This window comes from Streptosporangium nanhuense (assembly GCF_059358815.1).
On sequence record NZ_JCADBG010000004.1, the window covers coordinates 196,958 to 212,324 of the forward strand.

General features: G+C 72.3%; 10 protein-coding genes. 3 read left to right on the plus strand and 7 right to left on the minus strand.

Annotated features, from left to right (window positions below; all coding sequences use genetic code 11):
• Positions 1-9 precede the first annotated feature (9 nt).
• The 5 genes from AC5L38_RS10735 to AC5L38_RS10755 all read right to left on the minus strand — a co-directional run bounded on the left by AC5L38_RS10735 (position 10) and on the right by AC5L38_RS10755 (position 5,517).
• Positions 10-2,013: an acetoacetate--CoA ligase gene (locus AC5L38_RS10735; protein ID WP_495242604.1), complete on the minus strand. Its 2,004-nt coding sequence runs from the start codon at positions 2,011-2,013 to the stop codon at positions 10-12.
• 241 nt (positions 2,014-2,254) lie between these two features.
• The gene (locus AC5L38_RS10740; RefSeq protein ID WP_495242787.1) at positions 2,255-2,989 is read right to left on the minus strand and encodes an HAD family hydrolase; all 735 of its coding nucleotides are present in this window, start codon (positions 2,987-2,989) and stop codon (positions 2,255-2,257) included.
• A gap of 285 nt (positions 2,990-3,274) precedes the next feature.
• Positions 3,275-3,907 (minus strand): HAD family hydrolase, encoded by a 633-nt coding sequence (locus tag AC5L38_RS10745; RefSeq protein WP_495242605.1) that lies wholly within the window; start codon positions 3,905-3,907, stop codon positions 3,275-3,277.
• Between the two features lie 278 nt (positions 3,908-4,185).
• Entirely contained in the window at positions 4,186-4,692 is a 507-nt protein-coding gene (locus tag AC5L38_RS10750; protein WP_495242788.1) for a DUF6912 family protein, read from the minus strand.
• A gap of 180 nt (positions 4,693-4,872) precedes the next feature.
• Positions 4,873-5,517 (minus strand): HAD family hydrolase, encoded by a 645-nt coding sequence (locus AC5L38_RS10755; RefSeq protein ID WP_495242606.1) that lies wholly within the window; start codon positions 5,515-5,517, stop codon positions 4,873-4,875.
• A gap of 82 nt (positions 5,518-5,599) precedes the next feature.
• On the opposite strand from AC5L38_RS10755, the gene AC5L38_RS10760 reads away from it, so the two are divergent.
• Positions 5,600-6,802, plus strand: a complete 1,203-nt coding sequence (locus AC5L38_RS10760; protein WP_495242607.1) for an acyl-CoA dehydrogenase family protein — start codon at positions 5,600-5,602, stop codon at positions 6,800-6,802.
• Positions 6,803-7,255: 453 nt separating this feature from the next.
• On the opposite strand, the gene AC5L38_RS10765 is transcribed toward AC5L38_RS10760, so the two are convergent.
• Entirely contained in the window at positions 7,256-8,926 is a 1,671-nt protein-coding gene (locus AC5L38_RS10765; RefSeq protein ID WP_495242608.1) for a hypothetical protein, read from the minus strand.
• Between the two features lie 132 nt (positions 8,927-9,058).
• On the opposite strand from AC5L38_RS10765, the gene AC5L38_RS10770 reads away from it, so the two are divergent.
• Entirely contained in the window at positions 9,059-13,717 is a 4,659-nt protein-coding gene (locus AC5L38_RS10770) for a cation-translocating P-type ATPase (protein ID WP_495242609.1), read from the plus strand.
• A gap of 66 nt (positions 13,718-13,783) precedes the next feature.
• Positions 13,784-13,909 carry a hypothetical protein gene (locus AC5L38_RS10775; RefSeq protein ID WP_495242610.1) on the plus strand — a complete coding sequence of 42 codons (126 nt, stop codon included), beginning with the start codon at positions 13,784-13,786 and terminating at the stop codon, positions 13,907-13,909.
• An 86-nt stretch (positions 13,910-13,995) separates the two neighbouring features.
• Here the strand turns inward: AC5L38_RS10775 and AC5L38_RS10780 are convergent, their stop codons facing one another.
• Positions 13,996-15,324, minus strand: coding sequence for a glycoside hydrolase family 3 protein (locus AC5L38_RS10780; RefSeq protein WP_495242611.1), 1,329 nt, complete (start codon positions 15,322-15,324; stop codon positions 13,996-13,998).
• Between the last annotated feature and the right edge of the window lie 43 nt (positions 15,325-15,367).

A 15,367-nucleotide genomic window follows, 5' to 3' on the forward strand; every position in this document is an offset into this window, starting at 1 on the left:
GCGCGGGGGTCAGTGCCGTGTGACGTCGGCTCCCGGGGCGAAGTGGGCGAGGACCTCGGGATTGGCCATGGCGTCGAGGTTGGCGGCCTTCTCAGGGGCGACGCCGAGGAGGATCTTGCGAATGGGGACCTCCAGCTTCTTGCCGCTGAGGGTGCGGGGAATGCCCGGGACCTCGATGATCTCGTTCGGCACGTGGCGGGGGGAGAGCCCTTCCCGCAGCTCCCGGCGCAGGCGCGCGACCAGGTCGTCGTCCAGGGTCGCCGTCTCGGCCATGGTGACGTACAGCAGCAGGCGGCCCTCCTGCCCGAGCTGGCCGGTGTCGATCACCAGGCTGTCGGTGATCTCCTCGAAGCGCTCCACCACGCGGTAGAACTCGCTGGTGCCCATCCGGACACCGCCCCGGTTCAGGGTCGAGTCGGAGCGGCCGTAGATCACGCAGCCACCGTCGGGAAGGATCTTGATCCAGTCGCCGTGCCGCCAGACGCCGGGATACTCGGAGAAGTAGCTGTCGCGGTAGCGGGACCCGTCGGGGTCGTTCCAGAACATCACCGGCATCGACGGCATCGGCAGGGTCAGCACCAGCTCGCCCACCTCGCCGACCAGCGGCACGCCCGACGGGTCGAAGGACTCGACCCGCGCCCCCAGGCAGCGGCACGGGATCACCCCCGCCCGGACCGGGAGCAGCGGCACGGCGCCCACGAAGCCGGTGCACACGTCGGTGCCGCCGGAGAACGAGCCGAGCTGGACCTCCGGCAGCGCGTCGTGCACCCAGGCGAACCCCTCGGGCGGCAGCGGCGAGCCGGTGGACCCGAGCCCCCGCAGCCGGTCGAGGCCGGACGGTTCGAGACCGGCCTTCATGGACGCGATCACGTACGGAGCCCCCGTGCCGAAGTAGGTGACCCCCTCCTCCGCGGCCAGCCGCCAGAGCGCGCCGGTCTCCGGGTAGGTCGCCGCCCCGTCGTAGAGCACCACCGCCGAGCCGACCAGCAGGCCGCCGACGAGGTAGTTCCACATCATCCAGCCGGTGGTGGTGTACCAGAAGAAGACGTCGTCCCGGCCCAGGTCCTGGTGGAAGGAGAGCGCCTTGAGGTGCTCCAGCACCACGCCGCCGTGACCGTGCACGATCGGCTTGGGCAACCCGGTGGTGCCCGAGGAGTAGACGATCCAGAGCGGGTGCCCGAACGGCACCGGCTCGAAGGCGAGCGGCCCCGCGACGGCGCGCACCTCCGCCCAGCTCACCGTACGGACCCCGTGCGCGGTCACGGTCTCGTCCGGGGGCACCGCGCCCTCGTCCGGGGGCACCGCGCCGGAACCCGGCGTGCTCCGCGCGGCCCGGGACGGGACGCGGACCTGTGCCACGAGGGTCGGCAGCTTGGCGGCGATGTCCTGGACGACCGTGCTCCGGTCGAAGCTCCTGCCGTTGTAGTCGTAGCCGTCGACCGCGACGAGCACCTTCGGCTCGATCTGGGTGAAGCGGTCGATCACGCTGGGCGCGCCGAAGTCGGGCGAGCAGGAGGACCAGATGGCGCCCAGGGATGCGGTCGCCAGGAAGGCGATCAGCGCCTCGGGGACGTTCGGCACGTAGGCCGCGACCCGGTCGCCCCGCCCGACGCCCAGCGCGGCCAGCCCGGTGCGGACCCGCGCCACCTCCTCGGCCAGCTCCCCGAGGGTGAGCGCCTCGCGCCCGCCCGCCTCGTCGCGGGAGACCACCGCGAGCCGCCCGGGGTCGTCGGCGGCCCCGCGCAGCGCGTTGGCCGCGTAGTTCAGCGTCGACCCGGCGAACCACTCGGTGCCGGGCATGCCCCCCGACATGACGGGCCCGTCACCGCGCTCCCCCACCACCTCGAAGTAGTCCCAGATCGACGTCCAGAACTCCTCCGGGGCGTCGACCGACCACTGCCACAGGGACTCGTAGTCACCGGTCCTGCCCAGCCACTCCGCGTAACGGGTGACCTTGGCGTTCCTCACGATCTCCGGGGACGGCTCCCAGAGCGGCGCACCTTCCTCAACCATGGCCCCATCCTCTCGGCGCCCCACCCGAATGTCATCCCCCATGGCCACACACCCTCCGGCCTCCCCGTGTGGGACGTCCACGTACGAATCCCTCCCCGGGGACGGGCAGCGGCCTCGCCACGGACACGAATCCCGGCCGGACATGTGGGGCCGATCAGCGGCGAGGGCCCCGCACGACTTGTCTCGTGCTGCCGTGGGGGCCGGCGGCCGGCTCGCCTCGTACGGCCCGAAGGTCCGGTGGTCAGCGGCCCGCGGGGAAGTGGCCGGCGCGCCGGGCCGGGGAGGTGAGGCCGGCCACGGCGGCGACGACCTCGGAGGGGTTGGAGAGGTCGGGCAGGACCACGTCGGCTCCCGCCTCGTGCAGCTCGGCCGGCAGGGAACGTCCCGAGGCGACCCCGATGATCGCGGCCCCGGCGATCCTGGCGGCCTGGACGTCCCTGGCCGAGTCACCGATCAGCACGGTGTTGTGCCCGTCGAAGACCGCCCCGTACTTCCGTTTGGCGCGGCCCTGGGCGACCTGCAGGAGGGTGGCCTTGGGATAGACCTCCTCGCCGTAGCCGCCGATCTCGAAGTCGACGTGCTTGTCGAGGCTGAACGCGGTCAGCTTGTGCACCGCGTTGCTCTTGATCGTGCCGGTGAGCACCGACTGGACCACGCCGTCGAGTTTCGCGACGGCCTTCAGCGCGTCGCGGGCGCCGGGCATCATCCGGCCGTCCTTGGCCAGGCTCCTGCGCCGCGCCCCGAAGGACCCGGCCAGCGCGTCGAGGAACCGGGGAAGGTGGTCGTCCTCGGCGACGATCCCGTTGATGGCGAGCATCTCGAAGACGATCTCGGAGTCGGGACGCCCGTTGGCCTGGGTCAGCTTCACCAGCGGTCTTCCGGTGACACGGCGGAAGGCCTCCGCGTATGCCTCCCGGGTGACGATCGACACGTCGACCAGCGTGAGGTCGATGTTCCAGAGGACGAGGCGGTTGATCGGGGGCCTCCCGGAATGGGTGCGGATGCCCAGGGTAAGGCCCTGGGCGCACGGCGACCGCCTTCGATACCGAAAGGATCCGTTTGCCGGTTCTCGTGAGGCCGCGCGTGAGGCCGCACGTGAGGCCGCGCGCCGGGTCGCTCCCGCGAAGCCGCGCCGGACCGTGCCCACGAGGTCGCGTGGCGGGCCGTGCTCATGGGATCGCGCGACGGACCGTGCTCACGAGGCCGGATGACGGACCGTGCTCGCCAGGTCGCGGACGGGCGGCCCTCGCGTGACGGGCCGTCAGGCGTGGTCGAGCGCGTTCTCCAGGGTGTCGACGACCGGGACGCCGAAGGCCATCAGGTCGGCCCGGCTGGTCATGCCGCCGGTGTAGAGGACCGCGCGTGCCCCGACATGCTGGGCGGCGTGCGCGTCGTCCAGGCTGTCGCCGATCACCAGCACGTCGGCCGGGTCGATGCCGAGCGCGGCGAGGTGGGCCACCATCGATTCGGCCTTGTGCCCGCCGGCGTCGCCGCGCAGGCCGTCGATCCGGACGAAGTGGTGGTCGATGCCGAATTCCGCGATCTTGGGAACCAGCCGCTCGTGCGCCCACATGGACAGCAGCGACTGCTTGCCGCCCGCGCGCTCCCAGCTCTGCAGGGTGGAGAGGGCGTCGGCGGCCAGCTCGCACTCCAGCATCAGCCGGTGGTAGCTCTCGTGGAAGCCGAGGTCGAGCCTCTCCCACTCGCCGTCCTCGAGGGCGCGGCCGAGCATCCGCTCGTAGGCGGCCCAGATCGGGCGCGTGTAGACCGCTCGGAAGCGGTCGGCGTCGTAGGAACCCAGTCCGTACGGCTCGAACACCGCGTTCGTCGCACCGACGACGGCGTCGATGTCGTGAAACAGCGTGCCGTTCCAATCCCAAACAATGTGTCTCATATTGCCATCCAGAATAGCGAAAATCCCCGCCGGAGCGGCGGCGCTACAGGGGCACCGGCCCGCGCGGGGAGCTCGCCGCGCGGACTCCCGCCCCAGGCCCCCGGTGGTGCGTGCGCCGGAAACACGGGCGCCGGACTCCAGGCGTGCGGGCCCCGGGAACACGGGCGCCGGACCCCGGGGTAGGGGGCAGCCGGGCTCCGGGCTCCGGGCGGGGAACGGAGGACGCGGGACGAAGGCCGAAGAGCGAAGGGCGGAGGGCGGAGGGCGGAGGGCGGAGGTCAGCCGACCAGGTCGGGGATCTCCTGGGTGGCGTACCACAGGAGCTCGTTGGCCTCGGCGCCGTCCACGGTGAAGCGGGCGTCGTCGTCGCCGCGGTCGGCCGCGGGCAGCGCGGCGAGGGCGGCCTCGACATCCTTCACCGCCGACAGGTCGTCCACGTGGACGGCGGCGATCAGCCCCAGCGGGACCGCCGCGGCGAGCCGCACCCGGGCGCGCTCCTCCAGGTCGGCGCTCGCGCTCACGCCGCCCTCCGGCACGTCGACGGCGACGACGACCCGTCGTGCGGCGACCTCCACCCCGTCGGCGCGGTCGGCGGCCAGCATCCGCAGGGAATCCCTCGCCGCCTCGGTCAGGGCGACGTACTCCAGTTCCTCGGTGTCACCCGAGACGTACCACTCGATCAACGCGGGGGTCACCGCGTAGCCGGTCAGCGGGGCCGGGCCGAGCTCCCCCACGGTGGCCACGCGGGCCAGCGCCGGGAGCGTACACGGCAGGTAGACGCGCATCCATGCCTCGATCTGTCTCTCCGACATCGGCGCCGCTCCGGCGCCGATTCACGCATCGAGTGTGCCAGTAACCGCGACCCCCGGTGATATCGCCCGCGCGGAGCGACACGATCCGGAACGGGCCGCGCTCCCCGTCGGGCGGGGTGCCCGGTGGGGCGGGAAGACGAGCGACGGGACGGGTCAGCGGAGCGAGACCCGGAACAGGGTCTCCAGCTCGGAGATGGTCAGCTCGGGGTCGCGGTGGTGCACGCCGACGATGCCGAGCCGCCGGGCGGCCTCGATGTTGGCCTCGATGTCGTCGACGAACACGCACTCCTTCCCGGCCAGGCCGATCCTGCCGAGTGCGTACTCGAAGATCCTCGGCTCGGGCTTGCGCATGCCGATCTCTCCGGAGATGACGACCTCGTCGAAGACGTCCTCCCAGCCCTCGCGGGGGTACTCGTTCGCCCAGGAGTTGGAGAGCAGGCAGGTGCGCAGCCCCGCGGCACGGGCCTCGCGGAGCATCTCGTACATCGGCTCGACCCGGTGGAAGCGGGAGAACATCCTGGTCAGCAGCCCCTCGGCGACCAGCGGCACACCGTCCACGGTGATCAGCCTGGCCGCCAGGTCGCGCTCGAAGTCCAGGCCGGAGATCTCTCCGCGCTCCAGGGCGTGAATCATGTTCTCGCCGTTCCTGGAGTTCTCGTACGCGTGCACGATGAGCTCGCGCATCACCTCGCGGTAGTGGGCCTCGTCGAGATTCTCGGCGACGATCCACTCGGCGATCGCCTCGGCGAGACCGACCGTGAGCACGCCACCCCAGTCGATCAGCACGCCCTTCAGCATCTGTCCTCCTCGATGAAACGGGTTCCAGAGTAGGCGTGGACCGGTGGACGGCCGAAGAAGGGGTGGTGCCAAACTGGCCGCCATGGACTTCGCGCTCAGCGACAAGGCGCAGGAATACCTCGCCAATCTGACCGACTTCATGACCACCCACGTCTACCCGGCGGAGCCGGTCTACCACGCGTGGCGCCGGACCCGGGGGCACGACAGCCACGAGTTGCCGCCGGTGGTGGAGGAGCTCAAGTCCGAGGCACGCTCGCGCGGTCTCTGGAACCTGTTCCTGCCCGCCGAGTCGGGCCTGTCGGTGCTCGACTACGCCAGCCTGGCCGAGGTCACCGGCCGCTCCATCGACCTCGCCCCCGAGGCGCTGAACTGCGCGGCCCCCGACACCGGGAACATGGAGGTCCTGCACATGTTCGGCTCGCCCGAGCAGCGGGAGCGGTGGCTCAAGCCGCTGCTCGCGGGCGAGATCCGTTCGGCGTTCGCGATGACCGAGCCCGCGGTGGCCTCCAGCGACGCCACCAACATCGCCACCTCCATCACGCTCGACGGCTCCGAGTACGTCGTCAACGGCCGCAAGTGGTTCATCACCGGGGTGGCCGACCCGCGCTGCGAGATCCTGATCGTGATGGGCAAGACCGACCCCGGCGGCCCCCCGCACCGCCAGCAGTCGATGATCCTGGTCCCGATGGACACGCCGGGCGTCGAGGTCGTACGCCACCTGCCGCTCTTCGGCTACCAGGAGCAGCACGGCCACTCCGAGATCGTCTTCACCGACGCCCGGGTGCCCGCCGCGAACCTCGTCGCGGAGGAGGGGGACGGCTTCCGCATCGCGCAGGCCCGTCTCGGTCCCGGCCGCATCCACCACTGCATGCGCGCCATCGGGATGGCCGAGCGCGCACTGGAGCTGATGTGCGCCCGCGCCGCCAACCGGGTGGCCTTCGGCCAGACGCTGGCGCAGCAGGGTGTGGTTCAGCAGCAGATCGCCGAGTCGCGGCTCGCCATCGATCAGGCCAGGCTGCTCACCCTGAAGGCCGCGTGGATGATTGACACGGTCGGCGCGAAGGCCGCGGCCTCGGAGATATCCGCCATCAAGGTGGTCGCCCCGAGGATGGCCTGCGACGTCATCGACCGCGCCATCCAGGTCCACGGCGGCATGGGACTGTCCGACGACGTCCCCCTCGCGACGATGTACGCGCAGGCACGCGCGATGCGCATCTTCGACGGCCCGGACGAGGTCCACCTCCGCACCGTGGCGCGCCGCGAGCTCAAGCCGTACCTCTCCTAAATCATCTCGAAACGGACACTCAGGGACAGACTGTCCGGAGATTCATCCCCTAACATCCGATTCAGCGAGCGTTACGCGTTTCGCGGCCCCAATACGAGGAAGATTACGAGAATGGCACTCCGGCCATATAACCGCACGTAGAAGGCATGATCGACCTCCTGCGGGCTCCATTTGCACCTTCCCTCGGTTCCCATGAGGAGGGATCATGGCAGTAGCTCAGACGAGCCGGTCACGCGCCCGTACGGCGCAGAGACCGACCACACCCGCAACGTCCACCACGCATGCCCAGGCAAGCAGGAAACAGGACGGCAACTCGCTAACGCTCAAGCTTCCGATGCTGACCGTGCAGCTACGACCGCCGCATGTTCACATGCCGCACGTCAGCAGGCAGGAGGCGGGACAGGCCGTCGACACGGCCAAGTCGTTCCTTCCTCCGGCCGAGCGCATCGTCTACTACGGAGGGCTCGGCGCGCTCGCGGTGGCGGGGTTGCTCGAATGGCCGGTAGCGGCCGCCATCGGGGTCGGAACGGTGATCGCGCAGCGTGCTCGCGGAAAGGGCCGGTCGTCGAGTCCGGCCTCCAGACCCGCGATCTCCGCGTCCGGCTCCTCGACGACCACCTCCGGATCCGGAGGCTCCGCGTCCCGGTCCACCGGTTCGACATCCGGATCCCGGTCCACCGGTTCGACATCCGGATCCCGGTCCACCGGTTCGACATCCGGATCCCGGTCCACCGGTTCGACATCCGGATCCCGGTCCACCGGTTCGACATCCGGATCCCGGTCCACCGGTTCGACATCCGGATCCCGGTCCACCGGTTCGACATCCGGATCCCGGACGACCGGTTCGACATCCGGATCCCGGACGACCGGTTCGACGTCCAGGTCCCGGACCACTCCGGCGTCCCGTACGACATCGGCCGCGTCACGCACCGCGTCCAAGGCCGCGAGCACGGTGTCCCGGGCCGCGGGCACCGCCGCGTCCCGCACCGCGGGTGCGGCGAGCCGGGTGGCCGGCACCGCGACCCGCGCGGCGGGTACCGCCGCCTCCCGGGCGACCGGTGCCGCGTCACGCTCCACAGGCTCCACGGGCTCCACGTCCCGGAGCCGGACAGCCGGTTCGACGTCCCGGACGTCCGGTACGACCTCGCGGGCGAAGAGCCCCACCTCGCGGGCCCGGAGCGCCACATCGCGCGCCACGGGCACCACGAGCCGCGCGACGGGCACCACCACCTCGCGGACCCGGAGCGCCACATCGCGCGCCACGGGCACCACGAGCCGGGCGACCGGTGCCGCGTCACGCGCCACAGGCGCCACGTCCCGCGCGACGGGCACCACGAGCCGGGCCAAGAGCCCCACCTCGCGCACCCGGAGCACCACATCGCGCGCCACGAGCACCACCTCACGCGCAGGAGGCACCACCTCGCGGGCCCGGAGCGCCACATCGCGCGCCACGGGCACCACGAGCCGCGCGACGGGCACCACCACCTCGCGGACCCGGAGCGCCACATCGCGCGCCACGGGCACCACGAGCCGGGCGACCGGTGCCGCGTCACGCGCCACAGGCGCCACGTCCCGCGCGACGGGCACCACGAGCCGCGCGACGGGCACCACGAGCCGGGCCAAGAGCCCCACCTCGCGCACCCGGAGCACCACATCGCGCGCCACGAGCACCACCTCACGGACCACGAGGCCCGCGTCCCGCGCCGCGGGTGCCACGAGCCGGACAGGCGGTACCACCGCCTCACGGACGACCGGCACCACGGGCACCACGAGCCGGGCGACGGGTGCCACCGCCTCCCGGGCGAAGAGCACCACCTCTCGCACGGGAGGAACCACCTCCCGTACGGGAGGAACCACCTCGCGGACCACGAGGCCCGCGTCGCGCACGTCGGCGGCCGGCTCGCGAACCGCGAGCACCGGTTCCCGGGCCACCACGGCCACCGCGCGCTCACGGGCCGCCACCGCGTCCCGGGCCACGAAGCCCGCGCCCAGGACCGCGAGGCCCGCCGCACGGACGGCGAAGCCCGCTTCGCGGACCACGAAGCCCGCGTCCCGGGCCACGACGTCCGCGTCGCGACGGACCGCGACGCCCACGTCACGGGCCTCGGCGTCCGCTTCCCGCACCGCGGGCGCCACCTCCCGGGCGGGAAGTTCGGCCCGCGGAAGATCGTCCAAGTAATCGCAGCGATGGGGCCGATCAGGCCACGCGTAACCAAGGCCTGATCGGCCCCGTCATCTTGCCTGCCGGAGATCTGAATGTTCGTGCCCCGCCTGCTGTCCGTACCCGCGGAAACCCTCTGGAACGTCGTACCCGACGCGATCAAGGTCGTGCCCGCCGCGGTCATGAACGCCCTGCCGCGTTCGCGCGGGAAACGGGCCTGCCCCGGAGGGCTCCATGTCGACCTGCACGCGATCGGCTCACCGGGCAGCGAACCGAGGGCCCGGCGGCTGGAGAACGCGCTGCTGAAGCTGGAGGGAATCGAGCGGGCGGAGGTCAACGGCGTCCTCGGCTCCATCTTCGTGGGCTGCGACCCGGGATCGATCGACATGGAGAAGCTGCTGTCGATCATCGAGGCGCTCGACGGCGAGGACCTGGGGGACGACGACGATGACGATGATCTGACCGACGGCTACGACCTGGACGAGGACACAGAAGACACAGAGGACATAGAAGACGCCGGGGAAGCCGAGGGCACGGAAGACGAGGCCGGATCCCCCGGATCCCCCGAGCAGGGGTTCCTCGCTTCCCAACTGGTGAAACACCACACCGCCAGGCTGGTGGAACGGCACACCCGGGCCGGCATCCGGCTCGGCGCGAGCCTGGTCGGGGCGGGCATGGCGTTCGCCGGGCACGCGGTGCGCGCACCCTCGGTCCCACCGATCTTTCCCGCCCTGCTGGGCCTGGCCGAGTCCACTCCCAGGGTCCGCCACGAGCTGGAACACCGCCTCGGCGGCCCGGCCACCGTCACCCTGTTCACGACGGCGAACATCATCACCCACACGCTGGCGCTTCGCCGGGTGGGGATGGTCGTCCAGTCGGTCACCGCGACCAGCCGCTACATCGAGGCGCGCGACACGCTGCGGGCCTGGGAGGCGCGCCAGCACGAACTGGCGTCGCGAAAGGGCTCCTACCGCCACATCCGCACGGCCGGGAAACCGCGTCCCGCCCCCTTGGCCCACAGCCCCGTGGAGCGGTTCGAGCGTGTCGGGAGCCCGGTGGCGGCCGGTGCCTCCGGGCTGACGTACCTTCTCGGCGACGGCCACGCCCGTGCCGTCGCCATGCTCACCGCGACGACGCCCAAGGCCGCGAAACTGGGCCGCGAGTTCTTCGCCGCCGCGATCGGGCGCGCCCTGGCGAGACGCGGCGCGATCGTTCTCAACGAACGCGCCCTGCGCCGCATGGACGGCGTCGACACGGTCGTCCTCGACGCCGACGTGCTCGGCACGGATTCGTGGGAGATCGAGCGCATCGTTCCCCTCGGCGCCCTGGACGCCGCGAACGGCGAGGGCCTCGACGGGCTGCGCGCGCGGCTCCTCACCCTGCTCGACCTCGACGACCCCGGCGCGCGGCGGGCACGCGACGCGTGGAAGGCCGAGCCCCTCGCGGGCCCGGCCGGGCTCGTCGCGGCGGAGGCCGAGGACTGGGAGGCCCGGGGGATCCGGGCCGTCCGCGTGACGAGGGACGGTGTTCCGGCCGCCCTGGTCGGCCTGGCACCGCTGGTCGACCCGCTGGCCGACGCGATCGTCGCCGCGGCCCGGGGCGCGGGCGCCGTGGCGCTCGCGGGAGGCGGCGAGGAACTCGGCCTGCGGCTCGGCATCGACGAGATCGTGCCGGGCGGTTCCCGGCTGGCCCGGTCGGTCCGTGCCCTCCAGGCGGACGGCCACGGGGTCGCCGTGGTGTCGGCGCGCCGCATGGCCGCGCTGGCCCAGGCCGACCTGGGCATCGGCGTGCTGCGCGGCTCGGGCCGGGTGCCCTGGGACGCGGACGTGATCGCCGAGCTCGAGGAGGTCCACCTGCTCCTGAGCTGCCTGGGGCCGGCGAGGAAGACGAGCGAGCGCTGCGTGTGGCTCACCGCCGCGGGAACCGCCGCCGGAGGCGTGCTGGCGACCCTCGGGCCCGCGGAGGAGTCGCAGCACAAGGCGCAGCTCGCGAGCAGCTGCACGTCGGTGGCCACCCTCGTCACGGGCGGCTGGGCGGGCTGGCACGCCGGGCGGGAGACCGCGCCGATCCGGGTCGACCGGACTCCCTGGCACGCGATGCCCGCCAAGGAGGTCCTGGCCCTGCTGGGCTCGTCGGTCAGCGGGATCAGCGAGGCCGAGGCCGCGCGGCGCAGGTCCTCCACGGGCTCGGGAGAGCCCCAGGGCCCCGATTCGCTGCTCCGCGTGTCCGCCGAGGAGCTGGCCAACCCGCTGACCCCCGTCCTGGCGGCCGGGGCGGGCCTGTCGGCCCTGGTCGGCTCGGTCTCCGACTCGGTGATGATAGGCGCGGTCGTGCTCGCCAACGCGCTCATCGGAGGGGGCCAGCGCTACAGCGCCGACCGGGCGCTGCACCGCCTGACCGAGGCGGTGGCGATTCCCGTACGCCTGCGCCGCCCCCGGGAGAAGGCGGGCGCGGCGGGAAAGGCCGGCACGGCGGAGAAGGCGAGCGCGGCTCGCTCCGCCAAGGGCGGCTCCCACGAGAAGGCGAGCGCCACCCGGCCCTACGAGCAGCTGACCGCGACCGTCGACGACCTCGTACCCGGCGACGTGATCGAGCTGCGCGCGGGCGACACCGTGCCGGCCGACTGCCGCGTGCTCAAGGCTGTGGGCCTGGAGATCGACGAGGCCGCCCTGACCGGCGAGTCCCAGCTCGTCACCAAGTCGCCGGAGCCCGTCAACTCGCCCGCCATCGCCGACCGCAGCTCGATGGTCTACGAGGGGACGACGGTGGCGGCCGGCAGCGGGCTGGCCGTGGTGGTCGCGGCGGGAGAGACGACCGAGGCGGCCAGGACCGCCAGGCTCGCCTCGGAGGAGCCTCCGGTCACGGGCGTGCGGCTGCGGCTGCGTGAGCTGAGCCGTCGGGTCCTCCCGGTCGCGGTCGGGTCCGGCGTCGTCCTGCTCGCCGCCGACCTGTTGCGCGGCAACTCCGTGCCGCAGGCGCTCGCACCGGCGGTGAGCCTCGCCGTCGCCGCCGTACCGGAAGGGCTGCCGTTCGTCGCCTCGGTCGCGGAGCTCGCCTCCGCCCGGCGGCTGTCGACCCGTAACACCCTGGTGCCCAACCCCTCCACGATCGAGGCCCTCGGCCGGGTCAACGTCCTGTGCTTCGACAAGACGGGGACCCTCACCGAGGGGCGCATCAGCCTGCGGTGCGTCTCGGACGCGCAGGACGAGCGCACCCTGGAGGACCTCACGCCCGAGCTGCGGCACATCGTGACCGTGGGGACGCGCGCGTGCCCGCGGCACGACGAGGGGCGCCCCATCCCGCACCCCACCGACCGCGCCGTGCTGAAGGGCGCCGAGCAGGTGGGCGTGACCGAGAAGGGGAACGGGAGCTGGGAGCGGGTCGACGAGCTCCCCTTCGAGCCGGGACGCGGCTACCACGCCGTGCTCGGCAAGGACGCCTCCGGCTCGCTGCTGAGCGTCAAGGGCTCCCCCGAGATCATGATCACCCGGTGCACGTCCATCCTCCGCGACGGTCAGGTGGTCCCTCTCGTGGACCACCTCGTGGCGGAGATCGAGAAGGAGCTCGACCAGCTCGCCCGGCAGGGCTACCGGGTGCTCGCGGTCGCGGAGCGCCCCGCCTCCGACCGCCGCGACCTCGACGAGTCCCGCATCCAGGACCTGTGCTTCCTCGGCTTCCTCGGCCTGGCCGACCCCGTACGGCCCACGGCCGCGGAGAGCGTCGGCCGCCTCACGCGGGCGGGCGTGCGCATCGTCATGATCACCGGTGACCACCCGAGCACGGCTGAGGCGATCGGCGCCGAGCTGAACGTGCTGAACGGCGGACGGATCATGACGGGGCCCGAGCTGGACGAGATGGACGACGACACCCTGGTGGAGGCACTGCCGGACGTGACGGTCTTCGCCAGGACCACCCCGGCGCACAAGGCGCGGATCGTCAGCTGCCTGCGCCGGACCGGCAAGGTCGTCGCGGTCACCGGCGACGGCGCCAACGACGCCCCCGCGATCCGGGGCGCGGACGTGGGCATCGCCCTCGGATCCCGCGCCACCCCCGCGGCGCGGGCGGCGGCCGACATCGTCGTGACCGACGACCGCATCGAGACGATCGTCGACGCGATCATCGAGGGCAGGGCGATGTGGGGCTCGGTCCGCGACGCCCTCAGCATCCTGCTCGGCGGCAACATCGGCGAGATCGCCTTCGCGGTCGGATCCAGCCTGGTCAGCGGCGGGAACGTGCTGAACGCCCGGCAGCTGCTGCTGGTCAACCTGCTCACCGACATGCTGCCCGCGATGGCGGTGGCCTCCCGGCCTCCGACTGCCACCAGCCCGGAGAAACTGCTGGACGAGGGGCCGGAGGCCTCGCTGGGCGCCTCCCTGACCCGCGACATCTACCTGCGCGCCGCCACCACGGCGAGCGCGGCGGGCCTGGCCTGGGCGATCGGCCGGGTGACCGGTACGCGCGGGCGGGCGGACTCCATGGGGCTGGTCGCGCTCGTGGCGTCGCAGCTGATGCAGACCCTGGCCCTGAGCAGCCGGGATCGCCTGGTGGTGCTGGCCTCGCTCGTGTCCCTGGGCGCCCTGGGCACGGCCGTCTCGGTCCCGGGGCTCTGCCGGTTCTTCGGCTGCCACTATCTGGGGCCCGTGGGGTGGACCATCGCCCTGGGGAGCGCCGCCACCACGACGGCCGCCGGGGTGGCCTTCCAGGCGTCCACACGCGGAACGTCACCGAACGTTCACCAAACAGAAACCTCATGACTGGTGACTTAGACTCTCTTGGTGTGAATTATCGCCTTAAGTGCTCTTTCTCCCTGTGAGGTTGTTATGTCCGGATTCATCTCCACCGTGCTCGCCAAGGCGGCCGTCATGCTGATCGAGGCCCTGCTCACCCGCATCATCCAGTCGCTCGTCATCTCCCTGGCCAGGACCGGCAACCTCCAGCTCGCCTGACCGGACCTCGTGCCAGGGGCCCCCTGATCCTCCTTCTCAGCGGGCTCCCGAGGTGACTCGGCAGGCCCGCGAGCCCCTGGGGTGACTCAGCGGGCCTTCGAGGTGATGAGCCGGGCGACCTTGAGGTGCTCGGCCGAGCGGAGCACCCGCTCGGCCTTCGCCGGGTCGGCGATCGGCGCCTCGTCCAGCAGGCCGCGAGCGGCCTTCAGCTTCAGCAGCCGCCGGACGGACTGGTCGAGCCGGGCTCGGGAGATCTTCCCGGACGCCACCGCGGCCAGCAGCGCCCGGTGGGCCTCGCGGTAGTCCGGCGGCATGAGCAGCAGGTCCACCCCGGCCTGGATCGCCCGTACCGCGACCTCCCCGTCCTTGTACTTCTTGCGTACCCCCGCCATGTCCAGCGCGTCGGTCGAGACGACCCCGTCGAAGCCGAGCTTCTCCCGGAGCAACCCGGTCAGGATCGGCTTGGACAGGGTGGCCGGGTCGCCCGAGGGATCGAGCTCCGGCATCACGACGTGCGCGCTCATGATCGCGTCGACGTCCTTGTCGATGGCGGCGGCGAACGGCGGGGCGTCCAGCCTGTTCCACTGGGAACGGGAGTGCTTGATCACCGGCAGGCCGGTGTGGCTGTCGACACCGGTGTCGCCGTGGCCGGGAAAGTGCTTGGCCGTGGCCCCGATGCCCGCGTCGTGGAAGCCCTGCACGGCGGCGGCGACCATCGGCGCGACCTTCTTGGGGTCGGAGCCGTACGCGCGCGGGCCGATCACCGGGTTGCGCGGGTTGAGGTTGACGTCGGCGACGGGTGCGAAGTCGAGGTTGACGCCCAGGGCGCGCAGCTCGGTGCCGGTCACCTTCGCGGCCCTGCGTGCCAGCGAGACGTCGCGGGTCGCGCCGATCACCGACGCCCCCGGCAGGGGGGTGACCAGCGGGGCGAGGCGGGAGACCTTGCCGTTCTCCTGGTCGGTGCCGATCAGCAGCGGGATCTCGGGGGACGCCTTCTGCAGCCCGTTGGTCAGCGCCACGATCTGCCGGACGTTCTTGACGTTGCCCGCCCAGGGAAAGAGGATCACCCCGCCGGGGCGGTAGCGGGCGACCATCTTCGCCGGGGTGTCCACCCCGAACCGCGCCTGGTTCTCCCCCGACACCGTGTCGGCCGACGGGCCGTACAGCACGGGCATGAAGAGCTGGCCGACCTTCTCCTCCACGCTCATCGAGGCGAGCACGCCCTCCACCCCCGCCGCGTCCAGCGTCGCGGAGGCCGCGGGAGGGGCGGACGCCTCGGAGGACCTGGCGGGTACCGCCGCGTCGGCGCTCGCGGAGGTCTCTCCCGCCCGCGTGGCACCGGACGCGGGCGGAGCGCTCCTCCCCGTCCCGGCACATCCGGCCGCCATCGTCGCGATCACTGCGATACCCGTCACACGTCTCCACCGAGCCATGCCGCTTACGCTATCCGGGTCCGTG

Bases quoted from the DNA above. Each gene is read 5' to 3' on its own strand.
- AC5L38_RS10755 (WP_495242606.1), bottom strand. From the start codon at position 5,517: ATGCTGAAGGGCGTGCTGATCGACTGGGGTGGCGTGCTCACGGTCGGT.
- AC5L38_RS10745 (WP_495242605.1), bottom strand. From the start codon at position 3,907: ATGAGACACATTGTTTGGGATTGGAACGGCACGCTGTTTCACGACATC.
- AC5L38_RS10760 (WP_495242607.1), top strand. From the start codon at position 5,600: ATGGACTTCGCGCTCAGCGACAAGGCGCAGGAATACCTCGCCAATCTG.
- AC5L38_RS10770 (WP_495242609.1), top strand. From the start codon at position 9,059: ATGTTCGTGCCCCGCCTGCTGTCCGTACCCGCGGAAACCCTCTGGAAC.
- AC5L38_RS10775 (WP_495242610.1), top strand. From the start codon at position 13,784: ATGTCCGGATTCATCTCCACCGTGCTCGCCAAGGCGGCCGTCATGCTG.
- AC5L38_RS10750 (WP_495242788.1), bottom strand. From the start codon at position 4,692: ATGCGCGTCTACCTGCCGTGTACGCTCCCGGCGCTGGCCCGCGTGGCC.
- AC5L38_RS10735 (WP_495242604.1), bottom strand. From the start codon at position 2,013: ATGGTTGAGGAAGGTGCGCCGCTCTGGGAGCCGTCCCCGGAGATCGTG.